Source organism: Arthrobacter sp. B0316-1-20 (assembly GCF_059091865.1).
In genome coordinates this window covers 300,898-322,749 of record NZ_JBNHHC010000003.1, presented here as the reverse complement: position 1 = coordinate 322,749, position 21,852 = coordinate 300,898, and the positions used below count along the sequence as shown (strand labels likewise).

17 protein-coding genes, 1 tRNA gene and 1 other RNA gene are annotated in these 21,852 nt (G+C 59.7%); 5 read left to right on the top strand and 14 right to left on the bottom strand.

What is annotated here, in order from left to right:
* Positions 1–21: 21 nt before the first annotated feature.
* A complete protein-coding gene (locus tag AC5RW2_RS06720; RefSeq protein WP_494022961.1) occupies positions 22–483 on the bottom strand; it encodes an FAD synthase family protein in 462 nt (153 codons plus the stop codon).
* A 681-nt stretch (positions 484–1,164) separates the two neighbouring features.
* Here AC5RW2_RS06720 and AC5RW2_RS06715 point away from each other — a divergent pair.
* Positions 1,165–2,622 (top strand): stealth family protein, encoded by a 1,458-nt coding sequence (locus AC5RW2_RS06715; protein WP_494022960.1) that lies wholly within the window; start codon positions 1,165–1,167, stop codon positions 2,620–2,622.
* Positions 2,623–3,612: 990 nt separating this feature from the next.
* On the opposite strand, the gene AC5RW2_RS06710 is transcribed toward AC5RW2_RS06715, so the two are convergent.
* The 9 genes from AC5RW2_RS06710 to mptB all read right to left on the bottom strand — a co-directional run bounded on the left by AC5RW2_RS06710 (position 3,613) and on the right by mptB (position 13,677).
* A complete protein-coding gene (locus AC5RW2_RS06710; RefSeq protein ID WP_494073826.1) occupies positions 3,613–5,283 on the bottom strand; it encodes a hypothetical protein in 1,671 nt (556 codons plus the stop codon).
* Positions 5,284–5,289: 6 nt separating this feature from the next.
* Positions 5,290–7,074 carry an accessory Sec system protein Asp2 gene (locus AC5RW2_RS06705; RefSeq protein ID WP_494022958.1) on the bottom strand — a complete coding sequence of 595 codons (1,785 nt, stop codon included), beginning with the start codon at positions 7,072–7,074 and terminating at the stop codon, positions 5,290–5,292.
* A 97-nt stretch (positions 7,075–7,171) separates the two neighbouring features.
* A complete protein-coding gene (locus AC5RW2_RS06700) occupies positions 7,172–8,071 on the bottom strand; it encodes a glycosyltransferase family 2 protein (protein ID WP_494023301.1) in 900 nt (299 codons plus the stop codon).
* A 5-nt stretch (positions 8,072–8,076) separates the two neighbouring features.
* A complete protein-coding gene (locus AC5RW2_RS06695; RefSeq protein ID WP_494022957.1) occupies positions 8,077–8,901 on the bottom strand; it encodes a CDP-alcohol phosphatidyltransferase family protein in 825 nt (274 codons plus the stop codon).
* The gene (locus AC5RW2_RS06690) at positions 8,898–9,971 is read right to left on the bottom strand and encodes a glycosyltransferase family 2 protein (protein ID WP_494073825.1); all 1,074 of its coding nucleotides are present in this window, start codon (positions 9,969–9,971) and stop codon (positions 8,898–8,900) included. Before AC5RW2_RS06690 ends, AC5RW2_RS06695 begins: the two co-directional genes overlap by 4 nt.
* Positions 9,971–10,762, bottom strand: a complete 792-nt coding sequence (locus AC5RW2_RS06685; RefSeq protein ID WP_493999919.1) for an ABC transporter ATP-binding protein — start codon at positions 10,760–10,762, stop codon at positions 9,971–9,973. The genes AC5RW2_RS06690 and AC5RW2_RS06685 overlap by 1 nt, the downstream gene beginning before the upstream one ends.
* Positions 10,746–11,594: an ABC transporter permease gene (locus AC5RW2_RS06680; protein ID WP_494022955.1), complete on the bottom strand. Its 849-nt coding sequence runs from the start codon at positions 11,592–11,594 to the stop codon at positions 10,746–10,748. Before AC5RW2_RS06680 ends, AC5RW2_RS06685 begins: the two co-directional genes overlap by 17 nt.
* 85 nt (positions 11,595–11,679) lie before the next feature.
* Positions 11,680–12,108 (bottom strand): DUF3224 domain-containing protein, encoded by a 429-nt coding sequence (locus AC5RW2_RS06675; protein ID WP_493999921.1) that lies wholly within the window; start codon positions 12,106–12,108, stop codon positions 11,680–11,682.
* A gap of 36 nt (positions 12,109–12,144) precedes the next feature.
* Positions 12,145–13,677, bottom strand: a complete 1,533-nt coding sequence (gene mptB, locus AC5RW2_RS06670) for a polyprenol phosphomannose-dependent alpha 1,6 mannosyltransferase MptB (RefSeq protein ID WP_494022954.1) — start codon at positions 13,675–13,677, stop codon at positions 12,145–12,147.
* Between the two features lie 210 nt (positions 13,678–13,887).
* On the opposite strand from mptB, the gene orn reads away from it, so the two are divergent.
* The 3 genes from orn to def all read left to right on the top strand — a co-directional run bounded on the left by orn (position 13,888) and on the right by def (position 15,412).
* The gene (gene orn, locus AC5RW2_RS06665) at positions 13,888–14,502 is read left to right on the top strand and encodes an oligoribonuclease (protein ID WP_493999923.1); all 615 of its coding nucleotides are present in this window, start codon (positions 13,888–13,890) and stop codon (positions 14,500–14,502) included.
* A gap of 151 nt (positions 14,503–14,653) precedes the next feature.
* Positions 14,654–14,726 (top strand) — tRNA-His (locus AC5RW2_RS06660).
* A gap of 113 nt (positions 14,727–14,839) precedes the next feature.
* Positions 14,840–15,412 (top strand): peptide deformylase, encoded by a 573-nt coding sequence (gene def, locus AC5RW2_RS06655; protein WP_494073824.1) that lies wholly within the window; start codon positions 14,840–14,842, stop codon positions 15,410–15,412.
* A gap of 68 nt (positions 15,413–15,480) precedes the next feature.
* Here def and AC5RW2_RS06650 read toward each other — a convergent pair whose 3' ends face one another.
* The 3 genes from AC5RW2_RS06650 to AC5RW2_RS06640 form a co-directional block, all read right to left on the bottom strand.
* Positions 15,481–15,681, bottom strand: a complete 201-nt coding sequence (locus AC5RW2_RS06650) for a hypothetical protein (protein WP_493999925.1) — start codon at positions 15,679–15,681, stop codon at positions 15,481–15,483.
* Positions 15,682–15,869: 188 nt separating this feature from the next.
* Positions 15,870–17,330 carry a glyceraldehyde-3-phosphate dehydrogenase gene (locus tag AC5RW2_RS06645; protein ID WP_494001266.1) on the bottom strand — a complete coding sequence of 487 codons (1,461 nt, stop codon included), beginning with the start codon at positions 17,328–17,330 and terminating at the stop codon, positions 15,870–15,872.
* Positions 17,331–17,686: 356 nt separating this feature from the next.
* Entirely contained in the window at positions 17,687–19,117 is a 1,431-nt protein-coding gene (locus AC5RW2_RS06640) for a L,D-transpeptidase family protein (RefSeq protein ID WP_494022952.1), read from the bottom strand.
* 655 nt (positions 19,118–19,772) lie between these two features.
* Here AC5RW2_RS06640 and AC5RW2_RS06635 point away from each other — a divergent pair.
* A complete protein-coding gene (locus AC5RW2_RS06635) occupies positions 19,773–20,534 on the top strand; it encodes a glycerophosphodiester phosphodiesterase (protein ID WP_494073823.1) in 762 nt (253 codons plus the stop codon).
* A gap of 846 nt (positions 20,535–21,380) precedes the next feature.
* Here the strand turns inward: AC5RW2_RS06635 and rnpB are convergent.
* Positions 21,381–21,770: RNase P RNA component class A (gene rnpB / locus AC5RW2_RS06630), an RNA gene on the bottom strand.
* Positions 21,771–21,852 lie beyond the last annotated feature (82 nt).

Sequence of the window (21,852 nt, the reverse complement as noted above, 5' to 3'; positions counted from 1 at the left end):
GGCGAAGGGGTTGAACCGACGCTAGGACAGTTCCTTGACGATTTGGCTGATGCTGTCCAACGTGCGCTTGAGCTCCTCGACGTGGCGCTCGTCGAAGGCGCTCAAAACACGCTTCATCTCGGTCGTGGAGATGCCTGAGGTCCGGGGTAGGTAGACCACCTCTACTTTGTCCTCCAGGTCATCGAACTTGCCTCTCCAGTCCTCACCGATTCCAAAGACGTCCGCCCCGTACTTCTCTATGTCTGACCGCTTCTGCTCCCAGTTTTCTTCCGGGATGGCTTCGGAGACGTACCGGATGGAGCGCACGATCTCGATCCGCTGCTCGAACGGCACTACCGGCTTTTTCCCCTTGACGGCATTGAACTCGTCGGTGGAGACCCCGACAATCAAGCGGTCCCCGAGGGCGCTGAGACGCTTAAGGATGTTCAGGTGGCCAATATGGAAGAGGTCGAAGGTACCGTACGTCAGTACTGTTTTGCTCAAAAGAGATCCTCACGGTGCACTCAAGTTTGTCACCCATCCTATCGGGTAACGGTCCACTCGGACGTAGCGGACGGGACACAGTTCAGCTTGGGCTGTATAAAAAAGCAAAGGGACTGGACGCTGCACTCCACCGTCCCTAATGATGTTTGCAGCAGGCAAGAGGGGTTCGGGCATCCCACGCCCTGAGCCTCATGCTTGGGTAAGCCCAAAGCACGATAGTGCGGCGGACCAATCTAGGAGCGCGTTAAATAGTCTCCAATACACCTGCGCCTGATACGGTTGTTAGTTGAACTAGCGGCTGGGCGCGCGGCAGTAGGTGCAAAGCGTACGACGGTAATACGTCAAGCCGTTTTTCCACTTTCGGTACTCTTGGGAAGGGACAAGGGTATTTAGAGGAGTTGGACGTTAGACAACCACCACGGGGCACAAACAGATATGACGGCAACTAACAAAAAAGCGATACAGGTCCTAATCCGAAAGTCGGGCCTGCCTTACGGGTTAAGGGCAGCCATGGGCCCCGACGCTTATCGTCATTTCAGACGAACTGTGCGAAGCCTGGTCTCCTCTCTCACTTTCACACGCGTTACACGGAAGCGCCGGCTCGCGGAAAATCGAATCTTGCAGACTGACCCTCGACCGGTGCGCTCAAGAGGTGTGCTAAAGCTTCCAATAGAAGGCCGAATGCCTGAGCAGATACGAAAGTATCATCTCGACCTGCTTTCCAACGTCATGACCAAAGCCGGCATCGAGTGGGCCCTGGTTCGCAATGAGTCCAAAACGCGCCATACCGTAGCAGTACGGGAGACCGACAGAGCGGAACTTTTGCAACAAATAGCTCGGGCAATGCTGGACGTTCCGCTTTACGTTCAGGACGTCAGCAGCCGCGCTCTGGACAAGCGTCTCCATCTCGCCAGTTCGCTAGAGGAACTCGAGTTCTCCTCCACTGCAGAAATCTTGCGGTTCGCGTCTTTCTTTGAGGACCAACACACAGGTTTCCGCACAGGTACCGGGTTCGCGTGTGATGTCGAGTTTTGGAAGCGAGACCCCTTAGTTCCTTCCAATATTCTGACGCCGCGCCGTAACGTCGCAGCGCAGCTCATCACAGAATCAGAGTTGCAGCTGGACAAGGTGCAAATTGGAGACGACGACTACCCTACATTTGCGCTTTTCAACGAGCGCATGCTTGACGATGTCACCTTTCCCATCGACGCTGTTTACACATGGGTAGACGGAGATGATCCGCAGTGGATTGAATCCAAGAGGCGCCTAGAAGCCGAGCAGCGTGGCGTCGAGTACCATGCAGAAGCAAACCACGTCGCGCGCTTCCGGTCCCGAGATGAATTAAGGTATTCGCTCCGGTCGTTAGAAATGTATGCACCTTGGTTTCGCAAGATCTTCATTGTGACCAATGGGCAGGTTCCATCATGGTTAGATGTGAACCACCCTAAGATTGAACTGGTAACGCACGACCAAATATATGAAGATAAGAATTGCCTACCTACGTTCAACAGCAATTCCATTATCTCTCGTCTTCACCATATTCCTGGACTAAGCGAGCACTACGTTTACATCAATGACGATGTTTTCTTCGGCCGCTCTGTCTCCGCAGATCAATTCTTTTGGCCAAATGGAATTGCTAAGGTCTCTCCGGCCAATAATCGGCGCCCTTTCGGCGAGCCCAGCGTACTGGACGAGCCACACATCAATCTAACTCGCAATATGCGCGCCCTGCTCAGAGATGAGTTTAATATCACAATATCGCGCGCTATCAAGCACACTCCACACCCCCAAATCCGCAGCGTGCACATGGAGATGGAAGAACGCTTTCCGAACCATTTCAAGCGCACATGGGCAAGTCATTTTCGTCATCATGATGACATCGTCGCCGATCAATTGTTCCATTACTACGCGCAGATCACTGGTCGAGCAGTACCGGGCAACCTGCGTTACAATTACATAAACATCTTGGATGACAATTACACAAGCGTTTTAGCGGCGACTCTGCGTTACCGTGATCGCGACGTCTTCTGCATCAACGATGCTCCCGTACCTGGCGCAACCCCTGTGCCTGATGAAACAGTGACAAACTTTCTAATTCGCTACTTCCCCTTTCCGAGCGAATATGAGTTGGGCCAGTAGCGCGACGTGGGCGCGATGGCGTCATTGATTCTGGCACGGCAGGTCCGAGATCATCGCATAGGAATTCCTAACCTTTCTTCTCATAGCTAGCGCAGAGCTCCGTTGCCTCTCAACTCGTTCGATTGGTCCGCCATAGGTTTGCCAACTGTTCCCGCGTTCCACCTGCTTGCGCTCTGACTGTACTCGGACTCCAGCTTGTTGACATCGGACGATACGTGCTCGGGTTACCCGGGGACTGCTGGCGCTGTGGTTGTTGCAGAACTCTAGCCATGCGGCCAAGGCGTCGACTCGTTTCTCGTTGGAGCGCCGTTAAGCTGGCGCGCGTGGCCCGAGAGCCCTTTCAATGGCGCTCCCTGCGCCGCCAAGAAGGTCGCGTCCAGGAAAAAAGTGGGTCTGGTGGACTTTATTTGTTCGCTAGGCAGCCGGAAAAGAATGCCACCGGCTTCTTGGGAAGTAGAAGCTCATACCGCGCAGGCGCGTGCGCGCCAGCCGGCGCGGCAGGCATGCTGCCGAGCTTTTATCCGTCAACGTGCAGCAGCAAGCAGGGTTCGCCGCGTTCGTCCCGGTCTCCGCGGCCGGTCCCGTGCCCCCTCCCGCCGGCGCCCAGCTCTCGAAGCCTGCGGGTGCCTGCCGGGCGAGCCATCCGAGGGAAGGCGCGCAGAAGCATCCCGCAGTGCGAGACGTATTCGACGGGCCTTCGTTTGCTCAGCTCGTAGATTAGCCACACGTGCGGGAGAAGCTCACTTCTCTGGCCAGGTGTGCCCCTGAACGGCCGGATAGGATCCGCTCAGATATGATTCACCCACGGGCGAGCGGGCCGCAGTTGCGCACCAGAAGGTCTCTAGGATCCGTTGCACTTGTGATAATTCACCAACGGGAGAGGTAGCACCCCTTCAGCGTGTAACCACGCTCAGGTCCTGGCGTCCATATCGCGCTGCCAAGACCGTTAGGAAAGGCAGGAGATACGCTAGCTAGGACGAAACGGGCAGCCTATGAGAGCTCTTCCGTCAATTCTACGGAACCGTTTGAGGACACGCGCAACACCTTACCGCTGTCATGGGAATAGACGGCTCCGGCAGAAAACTCAGCGGTTAGCCATACACGATATTCCCCGGGCGCAAGATGCGGAAGCCTTTGTCCAAGATATCGCTTGCTGGCGAAGTATGCGTGACTGTAATCGCTCCATTGATCCCCAAGTTTAAAGGCCAGATTACGCTTTCTACTGCTAGCCAGCGCAATCCCCTTGGACAAAGTCTCGCCATCCAGTGCATCAAAAACGACGTAATACTTAACGTGATCGTATGAGGAGACTTCCACTCCGCGCACAAAGAAGTACCCCTCCAAGTGAATGAGGTCATCCTTGATCCAAGCACCACGAAGTGAAAAATAGGAACTATCAGGGGTGAAACCGATGATCGGCCTTTTGACCAGCATCAACCCCAGTCGTCCCTTCCGTACCTGCAAAAGCGCGTTGCCGTGTATGGTTGACGATTCCGCGCCGGTCCATACTATTCGCGCTAGCGGAGGAGATACACGAGCGTGCTTGATCTTCAGCTCACACTTGTACCTGCCGAAGGGCAAACTTTCCAGGCTTACTGGGCGGCCACTTGTTGTGAAAGCGCCAAACGAATAGTCGATGAAGTCGCCACTATAGTACTTTGACGAAAGCTTTGAATCCGATGTCTGATGAAGCAGGATTTCGTGAGTGGTCTCATCGGATGTGAGTACCAGCTTAGTCGCAACGTCTCGTGCGGTTCTCGCGGAGCGGCCGCGAAGGAAGGCCGACCCTTCCATATGAAGATACCCATTGTCCAAATGCACCCTGTCCATCTCGAGCACTGTTTCGTCCCGAGCCGGCGAACCAAGCATCTCGGAGGCGACCGGTGGGTATTTCCTGTTGCCGTTAATTACCTCTCCAAAGCGCGGGACTGCCCCCTCTCCCAACGCGGCCAAAATTGAAATGATCAGAGGCATATTATAAAGGGTGACATCCTTATGTTTTCTAACGAGGTGGCTGTCAGTTTCAAAGTAGTTGAAGTTGGTATATTGACGGTAGTGTTGCAGATAAGGCGCGGTCTCGGTTGCATGGAAATGATCCGATTTCGAAGAAAACAGATATATGTTTTTATCCCGACTACCGGTCGATGACAATAGACTGGGAACCGCCTCGTCCAGCTCCTGCAATTCGCGGTCAGAACCGCAAACAGTCATATTTGCTATGACTTCGGGACGTCCCTCTCGATTCCCGCTCCCGATATTCATTCGAGGCGCTGATGCTAAGATGTTCGGGTAGCCGAAGGCTAGCCCATGGTAGAGAGCAGCTGTGCCTCCTTTAGAGAAGCCGACGAAAGTGCAGTCAGATTTTTCAAGGCCGAGCTCCAACCTAACCATCTCAATTAGGGAATTAACGGAATGGCTGATGCCGTATCCCTCGCGGTCCCTAATGTAGTAGGTAATTCCTCCAGCGATATCATCCGCTATCCAGAGCATGTTGCTTCGGAGATTCGCAGAGGCACTGCCGTCGAAATCGTAAGGCGAATGCGCAGGACGAAACCCAGAAAAAACCACGATGAGGTGTTTGCGATCCTGCTTTGCAGGTCGAAACTTATATTTGATGTCATAACCGGCGTGTGAATAGATCATCTGCTGAATGTCGGTCATTGCGGCCTAGCTCGTTCCACCGATGGGCCCACTAGTATGAAAATCAGTTCGACTGCCCGTAGAAACTTTGACAGCGGAAGACGACAGTGTCGGCTCTGGCATAGTAAAAGCTTCGTGGTCTGCGACCCTTTCACCAAGCAGCCCGTCCGTTGCTGCTAGCCATATATCGGCGTCTTTCTTCATGAAGGTCGATGAGACTTCAACCGAGTAGACGGAACTTCCATGAACTAGGGTTACTCGTACACGGTACGATCCCGACGGCAAGGCACTGAGGTCAACCCCCGAAAAGCCTGGAGTGGCGTAGTAGGCTCGGGTATAATCTGCGATTCCGTCCGCAAAAAGCCCTCTTTGATCGCTTCGCCGAGCAGTCCCTAGCTGATAAGAGTACGTCCCTTGTTCGGTTTCAAATACAAGAAAGTAGTAAGCAGCCCTGGGGTGATGGATTTCGTGACCTTTGACGGCGAAGACGCCCTCGAGATGCATTGAGGTATTTTCAATCCAGGCTCTTCTAACCGAGAAAACTGAGTCCGTGGGCGAGGCACCGATGATTGAACGCTTCTCGAAGTAAGCGCCGGCCGAAGATGCGCGGACACGATATAGATATTCGCCCTCAGCCGAGGCTTCGTCCAAAGTACTAGACGCGCGCAATCGCGTCTGCTTTGTTTCACCCGCGACGGTCTGCGAAATTAGTACTTCATAAGTACCCGCGGGAATTTCCCTGAGATCGACGCCCCGATGTTTGCGCGACGCGAATCCTGCATACCGATAATCACAATAGACAGTGTCATAGAATTTGGAAGTCGCCCATTTGCTGAGGACAGCTCCAAGCTTGTGACGTACCTTGATACTTTCGCTTCGAAAGACAATACTCCGGGACACAGACTCGAACGACGAAAGCTCGTACCCTGGACGAAAAGCCACCCCTGCCGGAAATGCCAAGGCCCCCGAGAGCCTAAAAGCGCTCAAACTTGCATGATCCGTTCGCGGTGCTGTGGAGGGCTCCAGGGCCGTTAAGCCATACTGGCGCTCTATTGCCGGTCCGCCATTGATAGCTTTCCCGTACTTCGGAACAATCATATCCGTGAGCAGGAAGATGACTCCGAGAATCGAAGGAAGATTATATTTGATTACTTCGTTATGAGCGTCGACGATAGGAGACTCAGTTAAGACGAGGTTCATATTCGAGTACTTGTCAAACAAAGAAACAAAAGGCTGAATTTGGCTGGCGTATTCCTTGTCCTGAGGCGACGACCAAATATAGATATTGCGCTGCAGGTTAGCGTCGTTGACAATGAGTGACGGGATCAGTGCGTCCAAGTAGGCGACTTCCGCCTCCGATTTCGATTTCGTCATATGCTCGAATATCGCAGGGCGTGTATCGCGAATGTACGAACCGATAGCGATCTGCGGGACGCCGGCTACTATGTTCTTGAATCCGTATTTGATTCCGAAATAGAGGGCCGCTGATCCCCCTTTGGAGAAGCCGACTAGCGTACATTGATCCTTTGAGAGTCCAAGTCTATGAACTTGCTCCTCGATAAGATCGATTACAGCATTTTCGATGCTAAAGTCAAAGTTTTCACACAGATAGTATGCATGCTCGCCATGAAAGTCATCTCGAATCCACAACCACGAGGCTTGGCTTTCGCTTGATGCCGCGCCATCAAACTCATACTCTCTATTAGGCCTGATGCCCGAAAACATGACAACCAAGTGCCTGCGGTCCTTCTTTGAGGGGCGGGTCTTATAGCGGACCTCCACACCATGCTTATGGAAAACTTTTTCTTCCATTTCGCCTCTTCCGGCTCACGAGTGATACTGATGCCGCAACTTTTTCTGGTAAATACGTTTGAATAGGCCGCGGCTTTTACCTTACGCTCCATAATTATCATATTACGGGCGGGCGCCCTCCGGCGGTCATTCTCAGCAGCGTTATCCACTTGAGTTTCTTAGACACTTCTCCGTGAGCCCAAGGAGACTTCACCCAGCCCGCACTCCATCCTTGGAACCACGTGGAAAGTGCCTTTGGTTGGCGGATGGACCGCGCAATTTGCACCCCAGTCCAAGAGGATATATAGAGTAGTGAAATCGGCATCGGCAAGTTACGCCGAGCGAGCCAAACGCGGTTGCGGGCGTTGAGCCGGTAGAACTCTTCGTGACGGCGGGGATCGATGACCGGATGACCTGCGCGGAGGTTTCCCGCATACCAAGTGCGGAATCCTGTGTCCCATACGCGCCAGGCAAACTCGATGCCTTCGTGGGCGTACCAGAAGGTCGACGGCCACCCGGGAGTCTTATCGAACACGTCTCGACGCATGGCAATCGCCATCTCCACCACCGAGAAGACGTTGCTTGAGTGGTAAGGGCTCCCTTTGCGCAGCCTGGGAATCCAGCGCAGCGGCGCATCAGGATTGTCGGGATCCTCGATCCGCGGTTGGACCATACCGATGTCCGGTTGCTCCTTGAACAGCTTTGCGCATTGGGCAAGGAAATCGTCATCAAGGAGCCAGGCGTCGTCGTCGAGGAAGAAGAGGTACTCTCCCTTGACGTGGGGAACGCCAGCGTTCCGCCCAGCGGGGATGCCTATGTTCTCCTCGATATGCAGCGTTTTGAAACCGGCCGGGACGTCTTCCGGATCCCAGCCATTGCCGACGACTACGACATCCAGCTTCACCCCTTGCTGGCGTTGCAACGTTTCATATCCTCGTTGCAGTTCGACAGGGCGTGTGCCTTGGGTAAGAATGACCACCCCGAAGGTCGGTTCCTGGGCGCTCATGTCATGTTGCATGTCGCTCACTTCCGCAGCCTAGGCGAGGCCATGATGGCGACGAAATGGCCGATATTTACGAACAGGACGGCGGGCACCAGGACGAAGAGCAGCCAACGCTCCCCCGTTACCTGCTGGCCGGCTACCACCGACACTATGGAGGCAGCCAGGACCAGCAGACTCATCTCCACGGAATGCAACACCCGGTGGAAGGGCAGGAACCGGGCAAGCCGACGGAGCCTGCCGACGAAGGACGTGGCGGGAACGGCTTTCGCCTCTGCCGTATCTGGGAGCTTGTCCATCCCTGCCAACGCCCGGGAGGCGTGCACCATCTCGTTTTGGGCCTTGTTGAGGACGATCAGGAACGCCAACAGCGCACCGAGGAACAGATAGAGGTAGGCCTGCTCCGGATCGCGGCTCAGCAGGCCCAACTCTCCCAGGCACCGCAGCCCGAGTGCGATGGGAATCAGCCCCTCGGTGGTGTAGTGGCCGATCTTGTCCAGGAAGATGCCTTTGGGGCTTTGAGTGCCGCGCCACCGCGCGACTTCCCCATCGCTGCAGTCGAAGTACAACTGCAGTTGCGAGAAGAAGACCGCGAGCAACGGTCCCCAGATTCCCGGAACCAGCAGCGACGCGGAAATTGCCCACCCCGACAGAATCATGAGGCCTGTGACGCCGTTCGCGGAGATCGGGGTGCGGACCAGGACGCTGGTGAGGTAGATGGAGATGTGCCGGAGATAAAGCTCGGCGGTCCAGTGCTCAGCGTTTTTTCTACTTCGAACCTCTGGCGGCTGGGCCACGGAGCGGAGCTGCTCCAGAGTGGGGCGCGCCGGCCGCTGAACGGCTGTCACGACTTCCTCCGGCTGGTATCTACGGTGCCTGCCGCTCCGAACAGTCGTCCGCGGAGATACCCCAGCCCCCAGCTGATGTGGATTCCTGGCAGCACCGCCAGCAGCCGCAGTCGTTCGGGTCGGCCAAGGTCGCCTGGCATGCTCGCCGAGGCGTACATGACCCCCGCACCGTAAAACGCGGGGACGGCAGCCACTGCACCCGCCAGAAGCCGCAGGCTTGCCGGCCACGTCTTGGCCGTGCCGGTGGCGAGCACGCCGGCGGAGGCAACGCCGACGCCCAAAGCGGCCACCAGTACTGGCGGCAGGAAGTGCCTGACGGACTTTCCTTCCTTGTGCCGGTTAGCCAGCTCTGCCCGCCAGATGCCCGCGGCGTAGAACTGCCGCACCAGTTTTCCCCACTGTGCGCGCGGCCAATAGACGACCTTCAGCTCCGGGTCGAACCAGACCGTGTAGCCGGCTTGGCGCAGGCGCAGGCACATGTCCCAGTCCTGGCCCCGCCACAGCGTCTCCTCGAAAAATCCGACCTCGTCGAAGACCTCGCGTCGGAAGACGCCGAGATAAGCGGATTCCGCCGGGCCCTCCGGTGCGCCACTGTGATACGCCGCACCGCCGAGCCCCAAGGGCGATACATAGGCGGCAGCGACTGCCCGTTGAAAGGGAGTCTTGCCTCGGGCGTCCATAAGCCCCCCGACATCAGCCGCACCGGTCCGTCGCAGCGTTGCCACCCCGCGCTTCGTGTAGTGAGGCTCTAGTTCCGTGTGTGCGTCCACCCTGACAACGACCGGATGACTAGAGGCTTGAAGGGCAAGATTCAGTCCGGCCGGGGTACGGCCGGTGGGGCTGTTGACGCTGCGTAAGCGCGGTTCCCGTGCCTGCAGGTCCGCCACGATCCGGTTAGTCTCATCCGTTGAAGGCCCCAGGGCCAGAACCACTTCCTTTGGCCCGGGGTATTCCTGGTTTAGGATGCTGCGGACCGCGTCCTCGATATGCGCCGCTTCATTGAGGACGGGCATGATGTAGGACACGCCAGGGTACTCCTCCAGCGGAGGCAAGACGGATGCCGAAGTCACTATTTCCTGGACTCCTTGTAGGCGTCCACGACTTCTCTCGGGTCGCCGTCCATTTCCAGCACGCCTTTATTGATCCAGATGACCCTGCTGCAGGTATCCAGTATCGATTTCATCGAGTGCGAGACAAGGAAAACGGTACCGGCGTTCTCGCGTATCTCACGGATGCGGGCCTCGCTTCTCTGCCGGAATCGTTGGTCACCGACCGCAAGTGCTTCATCCACGATGAGGATCTCGTGCTGCTTGGAGGCGGCGATGGCGAATTTCAGCCGCGCCTGCATGCCGGATGAATAGGTCCGCATGGGAAGGTCGATGAACTCTTCCAACTCGGCAAACTCGACGATGTCGTCCCGGAGCCCGTTGATCTCCTGCTTGGAGAACCCCAGCGCGAGTCCGCCCAATTGGATGTTCTTCTCCCCCGAGAGGTCCGGGATCAAGGCCGCCCCCACGCCCAGCATGTTCGGACGGGAGGAGGCGTAGACGGCACCCTGTGCTGGAGGCGTCAGCCCGACGAGCGTGCGCATCAGCGTGGATTTGCCGGATCCGTTCGAGCCAATGACCCCGATGGATTCATTTTCGTAGGCGGTGAAGGAGATTCCCTTCAGGGCGTGGACTGTACGGAGCCTGCCGGCTCCCCGCTGCAGCAGCGATCGCCCGGTGCCCTTGACCGGCTTTCCGCCGGCATGGACGTAGTACTTCACATGCAGATCATCGACGACGACCACGGGTTTACGGGCGGCGCCGGCCGCATCTGTGCCCATCAACGCTTCTCCAGTCTTAGTCGACTCGGCCATACCGCTCCTCAGCTACCCAAAAGAACAAGACTCCGGCAACGAAGACCGCTACGGACCAGACGGAAAAGTAGAGCCAGTAGATCGGATCGTAGTCCATAGCCGGCATGAGAATCCCCCGGGCGATGGAAAGGATTTCATGCAGCGGGTGGAAGTCGAACAGCGCGATGGCCCAAGGATGCGATGCCAGGATGCGGTCGATGGAAAACAGAACGCCCGAGGTGTAAAAGAGGATCCGGGTGACGAGCGGGAGTAACTGGGTCAGGTCCCTGACGTGGACCGTGAGTCTGGCGCCGATCAAAGCTACGCCCAGGTTGAACACCGTGAAGATAGCAACCAGCGGAATGATCAGCAGCCATTCCACACTGATCGGCGCACCCAAGATCAGGATGTACACGAACATCACGGCGAGCATTGGCACGAGTGTCATCAGCTGCTGGATCACGGTGGAGACGGGCAGCGTTATCCGTGGGAAGGCCAGGGACTGCACCAGGGCGCCGTTTCCTGTGATCGATTTGGCGCCGTTGTTCATGGAGGTGGAAAAGAACTCGAAGAGGAACACGCCGATCACCACATACATCGGGAAGTTCTCCGGCCGGCTGGCCCCCTGCAAGATACCGAAGATCGCGCCGTACAGGAGAGCGTTCAGTGTGGGTTTGATGAACACCCAGAGCATGCCCAGTCGGTTGCGCTGGTTTGACGCCTCGATCTTGTACCTCGCCATGGCGATGGCGAAGTCACGACGGGTCCATGCTTCCGCGAGATAGCGGAAAAGCGAAGGGCGGGCACCGACTCGGTGGAGGCGGTTCTCGCTCGCATATTCGGCAAGGCTCATGCCAGGTAGTTTCCCTTACTTGCAGGTGAACGGTGGCGTCGCCACCCCTGAGGGACCGGCGGTGCACCTACCGAGTTTAGATGATTCAGCCCCGAACCGCGGATTCGCCCTCCCGGAAGAACACGCGCAGTTCAAGGCTGTGCTGGCCCGCGGCGTCCTGGACGTAGATGGCTTTCCCCCCAATTCCCTCCAGCGCTCCCGTGCCCGAGCCCGGAATGATGTGCCCGTCGCTCGCGGCAGCCTCGCCCTCCGCGAGGCCCCAGTGCTGGATCACCATCGTGCCTTCGCGGCCATCGACGGAGCCGGTGAAAACTTCGGAGGCAACGTATCCGGCTCCGGTGCTGTTGCCGGCCATCAGCAGTTCTGCGCGGCTGGTGCCTGTGATCAACCCGTCAAATACTTTGGTCACGCGGACCCGGCTCAGGTCCGAGCTTGTTCCCTCGACTTCATAGGGTTCCGGCACCCAATCGGTGACGTCGAAGTCGGCGGCGATGATGTGTTCGGCGTCGGTCATGATGCCCTGTTTCTCCTAGATCGGTTGCCGAGCGCGTCAGAAGAGTCGCTGGTCATGGGAGTCGGCGTATTTCTTGCGGAAGAGCTTGCGGGTTTTCGGATCCAGAAACACCAGATACAGCGCAAAGGCGACGGCAACGATGCAGGCGAGGAGCCGCGCCATGTCGAGGTCGAATTCGATGTAGGGGAAGATGTCCAGCTGATCGGTGATCGCGTAGATCATGAGGAAGGACGTCACGGCGTAGACGGTCTGTACCTGCCAGTCGTTCCGGATCCCGGTGGCCGCAAACAGCGGCAGCAGCCACACGATGTACCAAGGCTGGATCATCGGACCAAGCAACACCACGGCGGCCAGCGCCAGCGCGAGCCGACGAACAATCCGGTCGTAACTGCCGCGGAACATGGTGTAGAGGACAATCAGCACGGCCACGATCCGGCCGCCCGTGTAGACGGCGGACTGCACCATCGCGCCGTCGAATCCCAAGCCGCCGGAGATCAGTCCCAGGAAAATCCCCAGCAGCCCGACCGGGGCGTACCAGATCATCAGGCCGGCTCCCTGCTGGCTGAGGGCCCCGACCCAGCCGAATCCCAGTCCGTTGATCATCCCGAGTATCGCCAGCAGCCCGAAGGAAATCCCGGCGGTCAGGGCCCAGTAGCCGAATTTGCGCGGCCAACTGGCCGCCTTGCCCGCCCACAACAGGCCGACAAACGGCAGGAAGATCAGGGTGATCGGTTTGATGCCAATGGAGAGGGTCACCAGCAGGATGCCCAGCAGGACCCGTCGGTTCGCCGCGTAGTAGAGACCTGCAAGTGCCAGCCCCAGCATCAGGGCGTCGTTGTGGATGCTGGCGATGAAGGTGGTCAGGAACAACGGATTCGCGCAGGCCAGCCACAACGCCCGGTTGGGATTGATGCCGTGCAGTTCGGCGAGTTTCGGTCCGTAGTAGACGCACATTGCGGCACCGGCGATGGCGAGGATCCGGAACATGATGATGGAGTATTCCGGGTGGCCGCCGGTGAGCCAGACGATAAATTCTTCCATCCAGAGAAAGATCGGCCCGTAAGGCGTGGGGCTGCGTGCCCAGAGGTCGTCGGCTCCGGTCTGCAGATAGTTCTGCAGCTGGTCGTACCCGTCCACGTACGGATTGAGGTTGTTGACCATGACTTTGCCTTGGGCAATATAGGCGTAGACGTCACGGCTGAACAGCGGGATACACAGTGCCAGCGGGGTGCCCCAGGCAACGATGGCGGTGAGCGTTGCCCGCCGCGCGGACTCGCCCCAGACGGTGAACTGCTGGCCGAGCCGCAGCCAGGCCCTGACCAGGATCATGCCTCCGAGGGCGAGCAGGATCACCGAGAGGATCACACCGACCAGTTCCACCCGCAGGAAGATCAGCAGCGGCCAGCGCCGCAGTTCGGACACCGAGGCCAGCCACCCCACGCCCAGCGACCCGAGGAACATCATGATCGAGCCGATGGCGCCCTCGAGGATGCTCCGGGTAGACCGTTCCTTGACTACGCCTCCGCTGCGTGAGCTGGAAGGTTCAGTCGCGGGTCTTTGGGCAGTCATCTTCTCGGCGGTCCAATCACTCCGGGGTCAGTACACCTGGTCCGGTGCGGCGCGTGCCGCGGGGGTGGTCTGCACGCCTCGGAACGGTCAGTCGAAGGCAGCGTGGGAGGCACGCCTGCTTGAGGTGCTCTCTGCATGTTAGCACCGGGCCGGCGGCATTCCCTGCCGCCTGTCCCGCGCGCCAGCACGCCGACGCGATACATTTATCGGGTGCCAATCTCTAATGAACATATTGTCTGGATCGACTGCGAAATGACCGGACTGGATCTCGAAGCCGACGCGCTCATCGAGGTCGCCGTCCTGGTCACCGACTCGGAACTCAACATCCTTGGGGAGGGAGTCGACGTCGTCATCAAGCCCACAGCTGAGGCCCTCGCCCAGATGAACGACTTCGTCCGCACCATGCACACCACCTCCAAACTGCTGGACGAACTCCCGCACGGCATGACGATGGCCGAGGCCGAAGACAAAGTGATGGAATACATCACCGAGTGGGTTCCCGAACCCCGCAAGGCGCAGTTGGCGGGCAACTCCGTTGGCACGGACCGGACCTTCCTGGCCCGCGACATGCCCCGCGTCATTGATCACCTGCACTACCGGATCATCGACGTTTCCACGATCAAGGAACTCTCGCGCCGCTGGTTCACCCGGGCCTACTTCCAAGCGCCGGCCAAGAGCGGCGGACACCGGGCATTGGGCGACATCAAGGACTCCATCAATGAGCTCCGTTACTACCGGCAGGCCGTCTTCGTCCCCTCCCCCGGCCCGGATTCGGCCACCGCGAAGAAGATCGCCGCAAGCATCGGCGCCACGTCCGGGGACTAGGATGTTAGCTGCGCCACTTTCGCTGCGGGAATCGCCTAAAGTGGCAAAAGCCAGATGAAAAGCATGTAAACTAGTCTGCGTTGCCTTACTGGTTGGAGACCGGCAGGAACCGCTGGAGCGGGGCCCGTCGGGAGGAACAAGAGGGCACGTGGTGGGTATAGCTCAGCTGGCAGAGCGCCTGGTTGTGGTCCAGGAGGTCGCGGGTTCAATCCCCGTTACTCACCCCGAAGGTCCGGCAGCAGCCGGCAGGCAGAGCCGTCCCGACGCCGGGGCGGCTCTTCGCATGTCCGGCCGCGACGGCGGCGCCTCGCGCCGACATCCTGAGCGAAGGAGAGAAATGACCGTCCGCCCCGTCACTATCACCGGCGAGCCCGTGCTGCACCGCCGTGCAGCCGAGGTCGAAAATTTCGACGACGAGCTCCACGCGATCATCGCAGACATGTTCGAGACGATGGACGAGGCCCACGGCGTAGGACTGGCGGCTCCGCAGATCGGGGTGGGACTGCGGATCTTCACCTATGAATTCGCGAACGACGACGACGTCCCGCCGCGCGGCGTCCTGGTCAATCCCACACTGGTTCTCGGCAAGGTCTCGGGTGCGGAACCCGACCCCGACGAGGAAAACGAGGGCTGCCTGTCCGTGCCCGGGCACAGCTATCCCCTGAAGCGGGCCGAGTGGGCCCGCGTCCGGGGGTTCAACGCAGACGGCAGCCCGGTGGATTTCGAGGCGACCGGCTGGTTCGCCCGGGTGATGCAGCACGAGTACGACCATTTGGACGGCAAGCTGTACATCGACCGGCTCAACGACCGGTGGGGCAAGCGCGCCCGCAAGAACATCAGGAAGGAAGGCTGGGGTGTCCCCGGCAATACGTGGTTGCCGGGAGTCGATCCGGACCCGTTCGGCCACTAGCGTCCGCGTTGTGGGGAAGCGAGATCTTTTTCCTTCGAGGTCTCAAGTCCCCAGCGGCACGATTCGGGTCAGCTGTCCGTGAGACTGGACCGGTGATCCTTTTCGCAGCGGTGCAGGTCTTCCAGCGCGATGTCCCGAAGCCGTTTGAGTTCGTCGACTCGCTTCGACGTCACATTGCCGCGGGCGTAGGCGTCGTGCGCCGCGTCCAGCAGCCGCTGGGCCTCCTTGTAATTGACCTGCGCCCGTTCCCAACGCGTCATCTCTACCATGCGGCCATTGTAGGAACGGCGTCCCCGCAAAGCCATAGCGGCGGCGGCAGTGCGGGCGCCCGCAGCCGGCATGGCCATTCCGATCGCTAACTTAGAAGCGTTCCCGAACCCACCGGCCGGTTAACGACGGAAGCCGGCGGCATTCGCATGCCGCCGGCCCCGCCGTCGTTATTGCCGTCTGAGGGCGATCAGACCGTCTCGGCCACCGGTTCCAGAACGGCCGGGAAGATCTTCGGGTTGACGCCGGCAATCTCCTCAAGCACGCGGACCACCTGGCAGCTGTAGCCGAACTCGTTGTCGTACCAGACGTAGAGCACGGCGTTCTTGCCGCTGGCAATCGTGGCCAGGCCGTCCACGATCCCCGCACGGCGGGAGCCGACGAAGTCGGTGGAGACGACCTCGGGAGAGTCGATGTAGTCGATCTGCTTCCGCAGGTCCGAGTTCAGCGACATGCCGCGCAGGTACTCGTTCAGGCTTTCCTTGGTGGCCTCCTGTTCCAGGTTCAGGTTCAGGATGGCCATGGAAACATCCGGGGTGGGGACGCGGATGGCGTTGCCGGTGAGCTTGCCTTCCAGCTCCGGCAGGGCCTTGGCCACGGCCTTGGCCGCGCCGGTCTCGGTCAACACCATGTTCAGCGCGGCGGAGCGGCCGCGGCGGGAACCCTTGTGGAAGTTGTCGATCAGGTTCTGGTCATTGGTGTAGGAGTGCACCGTTTCCACGTGGCCGTGGGCAATGCCGAACTTGTCGTTCAGCGCCTTGAGGACCGGGGTGATGGCGTTGGTGGTGCAGGAGGCAGCGGAGACGATCTTGTCCTCGTCGGTGATGTCTGCATGGTTCACGCCGTGCACGATGTTCTTCAGACCGCCCTTGCCGGGAGCGGTGAGGAGCACGCGGGAGACGCCGGGGCACTGCAGGTGCTGGGACAGCCCGGCCTCGTCGCGCCACTTGCCCGTGTTGTCCACCACGATGGCGTCCTTGATGCCGTACTGGGTGTAGTCGACGGACGCCGGGTCGTTGGAGTAGATGAACTGGATCAGGGTGCCGTTGGCCTGGATGGTGTTGTTTTCTTCATCCACGGAGATCGTGCCCTCGAAGGGGCCGTGCACCGAGTCGCGGCGGAGCAGGCTGGCGCGCTTGACCAGGTCGTCGTCGCTGCCCTTGCGGACGACGACGGCGCGCAGGCGCAGGCCGTGGCCCCCGCCGGCGTGGCCCACCAGGATCCGGGCCAGCAGCCGGCCGATGCGGCCGAAGCCGTAGAGCACCACGTCCGTGCTGGTGCGCTCATCGGCGCCGCGCTTGCCGACGATGTCCGCGAGCTCAGTGCGCACGAAGTCCTTCAGCTCGGCGCCGTCACCCTCGTTCTTGAACTTCACCAGCAGGCGGGCCAAATCCACGGAACCCGCGCCGAGGTCCAGCTCGCTCATGGCCTGCAGCACGGGGAAGGTCTCTTCCAGCGGCAGCTCGGCGTCGTCAATCTGGCGGGCGAAGCGGTGCGCCTTCAGGATGCCCACCACGGACTGGTTGATCAGGCTGCGCCCGTGGATGGAGGTGACTACGTTGTTTTCGCGGTACAAGCGCCCGATCATGGGGATCATCGCTTCGGCAAGTGCCTCGCGGTTGGTCCACGTATCCAGGGCCGACTCTGACATCTGGTTCACAGAATTACCTTCCTACATCAGCCGGGTTCTCCCTCGAGCCCGGTTGTCACCGCCGTGGATTTTCACGACGACGCCGGTTGGCTAGACAGTCTGTCCGGCCACACGGCACGCCACCGCCAAGTGCCGGCGGGAAGCTTGCGGATCGGCCCGTTCCCGTCGCCGACCCTCGATCGGCGGCGGCTTACGCCAATCCGTTATCCATTCTAGAGACTACGCGGAGCAGGGACGCACCGTTACAGGTGAACTGCCTCACAGGGATGGGGATTGGCGGCAGGCCGGTCTGCTGCCTGGCGCCGACGGCGGTGCTCCCCCGCTCAGGGAAGCACCGCCGTCGGCGGTTCAACGGATCAGGCTTTGAAGATGTCCTGCCGGACGCCCATGATGATTCTGTCGCCAGGATCCGCGGTCTTGAGGTAACGGACCACGTTCTGGAGGTCCAGTGCGATGCAACCCGCCGTCGGTACGGGATTGGCGTGCAGGAAGATGGCGAACCCCGCGCCCTGCTTGATGGTTTGCCCCGGCCCGCGGTTGTAGTCGATCACCGCGCCCTGGCGGTAGTCACCGGTGGGCAGGCGCATGTAAAACCACATGTTCTCGTCCGGCCACCGTTCGTAGCCCACGGAACCGGCTTCGTAGTACTTGTTGTAGGAGGAGCCGAGCGTACCGGACCATCTGGACCGCTTGTTCAGCTTCTTGTACTTGAGGTCCGTGCCGGGGTTACCCTCACCGAATGCCTCATGGACTGTGAAACTGCCCTGCGGGGACCACCGGTACTGGGTGTGCCCGGATGCCACTCCAGGGCGCTTGAACCCCTGGAGTCCCACGGTCGCCTTGCCCGTTTTCCATTCCTGCTTGTAGACGGAGCCAACCCGCACGCAGTTGATAAAGCTGGCCTTGGAGGTTCCGTACGTCTCCGCGATGGTGAAGGAGATCCGGTTGGCCCAGTTGTGAGCGTAGCGGGTCTTGTGCGCGCCGATGGCCCAGCACTCATTCTTCGGGTACATCACGGCGCCCACCCGGGCCGCCACCAGGGAGCCACCCTGGAAAACCTGCGTGGTCTTGCCGCTGCGCTTCACGGCGTCCTGCAAGGGGTAGCCCAACGTGCCGTTCTGGCTGCCGCGGGCCGTCCAGCTGTAATTCATCTGTGCAGTCAGGATCCTGGCGCCAGTAGAGGGCGAGTACGCGACCGTCCCCTTCTGGAAGAACTGGACACATCCCCGGGACTTGAGGCCGCACTTCAGGTCCGCCGTCGGGTAGCCCATGGTCCCGTGTTCATATCCTGCGGCCGCGAACTTCTTGTAGATCGGGTGCTGGAGGTCGGTGCTACGTGCACCGGTTTTCGCCGTCCAGTAGATGCCGATGCGCTTGGTGCTCTTGGAGGACGGCTTGTAGGTACGGACGCACCCGTTGTCCACCAGGCGGCAGTTGAAGTCGTTGACGGCCACCAGGTTGTGCAGCTTAGCCTTCGCCTCGATGGCCTTCTTGCCGGCGACGATGTGCGGGGGCGTGTAGCTGATGGTGCCGCCCTGGAATTGCTGCGAGGCGCTCTTGTCGGGGGCAGTCTTCATGTCTGCGATGGGATAGCCGTACTTGCCGTTTTCGTACTTGGCCGCTTGGAATGCCTTGTAGATGGGGTGCTTAAGGTCCACGGCGTAAGCGCCCGTCGCCGTAGACCAGTAGATACCGATCCGCGCCGTCCCGCCGCTATCCGTGTAGGTACGGACGCAGCCGTTGTCCCTGAGCGTGCAACGGAAGTCGTTGACCGGGCTGAGCTTCAAGGCCGTGGCCTTCGCGGCGATAGCCTTCTGCCCTGCTGCAATATGTGTCGGCTCTTCTGTTGCGGGAGTTTCCTGCGGGGTGCTCTGTTGCCCGAGCGCCTTAGAAGGCTCCCCCGGTGTTTTCCCCGGTTCTGCGGGCGGCACCGACGGCGTCGGGGTCGCGGGAACGGCTTGCTCCTCCGACGCGCCGCTGGATGGATCCGCCGGAGTCGAAGGCGAAGAAACAACGTTGGTTGGTGTCGGCTGCGGTTCCGAACTCGTTTCCCCGACTGGGCCCTCGGTCGGAACGGGGCTTTCGCCGTCGTTCGGCAAGGTGTCCGCTGTTGGATCAACGGGAGCGGGCGCTTGGGAAGACTGGACGGCCGGTGCCGCCTCCCCGGAAGCGAAGGCTGGCAGCGTCGAGGCAAGCAGCGTCGTGAGGACTGCTGTTGTCAGGCCAACGCGCAGCATGGAGCGCAGCGAAGCAGGCGACAGCGAAGGGCGGTTCATAGTTCCCCCGGCGATAGATGCAGGCTGGCGATGGAACCAGCTGAGACTGTACCGACCACTGTCGTCCTCGGCGCTTGGAATGTTAGGGGTCTCTCTGGTCTCGCCCACTCCCGCGGCGGCGAGGCTGTTTCATTGGGTTTAGTCGAGCGGACCTTAGACTCAGTGGGTGAAACGAGCAATTCTATGTCTGGCAACTATCTTGCTAGTGCTGACGGCCTGCGCTGCTCCTGAAAGACCCACGATGGTGGCCCATCGCGGCGGGGCTATGGTTTACCCGGAATCCTCCTCCGAAGCGTTCAAAGCCGTGGCGGAGTCCGACTTTCCTATCGAAATGGACTTGAGGGCTCTCGGTGATGGGACTCTTGTCCCCCTGCACGATAAAACGGTGGATAGGACCATGAGCGGCATTGCGGGAGAACCGGGGAGCATCAGACTCGCTGAGTGGCGCCAAGCCGCCATCCGGCATCCGGCAGGGGGTGCACCCGGCACGCCCACTACTTGGGAGCAAATTGCGGACGAGTACGGCGAGAACCACGTTCTGGTTCCGGAAATCAAGGATTCGGGCATTGATGTGGACAGCTTTGTCGAATCGATAACCCGTCGCGGCATAGAAGAGAATGTTATCGTTCAGTCTTTTGACTACGACCTAGCGGCGCGTTTGGCGAACGAAGGCCTGAACGTTCTATTCCTCGTTGGCGCCAACGAGGAGATCGACCCTGAAATAGTGACAAAAGACGGAATCTCCTACATCGGCCCGCATAAGGATGTCGACAGTACGAGCATCGCTGCCATGAAGGAAGCCGGATTAACAGTGTGGCCCTGGATTGTGAACGATCCGAAACAAGCGGCTTCGCTGCTGGAGGCAGGGGCGGACGGCGTCTTTACTGATGATCCGTGGATGTTGGCTGAGGCACTTGCGGCCGAGTGATTCCGCAGATGATGCAAGATGATAAAGGGACGGGTGGGCCTGTGTGGCCGTCCCGGTCGCCCGGCGCGCTGGTGGTGTTGATGGGTCCGCCGGAGTCGAAGGTGAAGAAACCACATTCGTTGGCGCCGGCTGGGGTTTCGGAGCCATTTCGCCGACCGTGCTTCAGCGGCACAGCGCTTCCGCCATTGTTCGGCATGCTGTCCGGTGTCGAATCGGCGGGAGGGGCGTTGGGAAGCCTGGCGGCCGGTCTGTGACACCTGCCCGAGCGGCGTTCCGAGGTCCTAGGCGAGTAGGAGGTGGAACTCGGCACGACAGCCACAAAACTCTGGCCATCCGGACGGGTTCTCGCCACCGTCGCTCTGATAACAGCGGCTGGGTGCGGGCAGCCGGAAGACGCGGTACAGGAATGTGCCTGACGGCTCCGAGGCTTCGTGCCCACAATCCGGGCATACGCCGTCACCCATAGCTTTCCCCCTGCAAAAACGTTTATCCGATGACAGGCAGTCTAGTTCAGCATCGAGACAATCAATAGACATTGAATGCATGACGCAGATACGGGACGAAAGCTGATCCAACACTGGGCTCCGCAATTGGCCCAAATCCTGGCATTCCAGGGCGTCCTCAGTATCCACTGAGGGGACAGTAGGCGCTTTCCAAGGGCAGGAAGCAACTCTGCGCTCTGGGCTGAGATTAGTTTGCGCGCCATAAAGCGCCTGCCAACGCCATACGCCAACTTTGAATAAGCGCATACCGCCACTCCTGGCGGCCCTCCAACCGGACGGATTCACCACACGGAGTCTCCCCCCCCAAGTCCTCGAGCCCGCGACGAATAGCAGGGCGAAAGGTGGGACGGGTTGGTCTGTAAGCCGGGTTCTGTCACCTGCGGCAGTTGCCCGCCGCCGGGTGGCGATCATCCATCTAGGAGCACCGTTGCCGGTACCCTCAAGCGGCCTACCCGGACACTCGGGCGAGCAGCCCTCGAACGTGCCCTGTCTGGCCTTGCTCCGGGTGGGGTTTACCTAGCCGTCCCGGTCGCCCGGGTCGCTGGTGGTCTCTTACACCGCCGTTTCACCCTTACCAGGCCCTGCCAAGCAGTCCTGGCGGTCTGTTTTCTGTGGCACTTGCCTGCGGGTTTCCCCGAGTGGGCGTTACCCACCACCCTGCCCTGTGGAGCCCGGACTTTCCTCGGCGGACTCGTCCTCGCGGACAGCCCGACGCGATCGCCCAGCCAACCCGTCCCGCCTTCAGGATACGGCCTGCCCGCCCGTGACCCGTAATCCTCCCGCTTCTGCCGCTTTCCATCGGGAACGACGGCGGC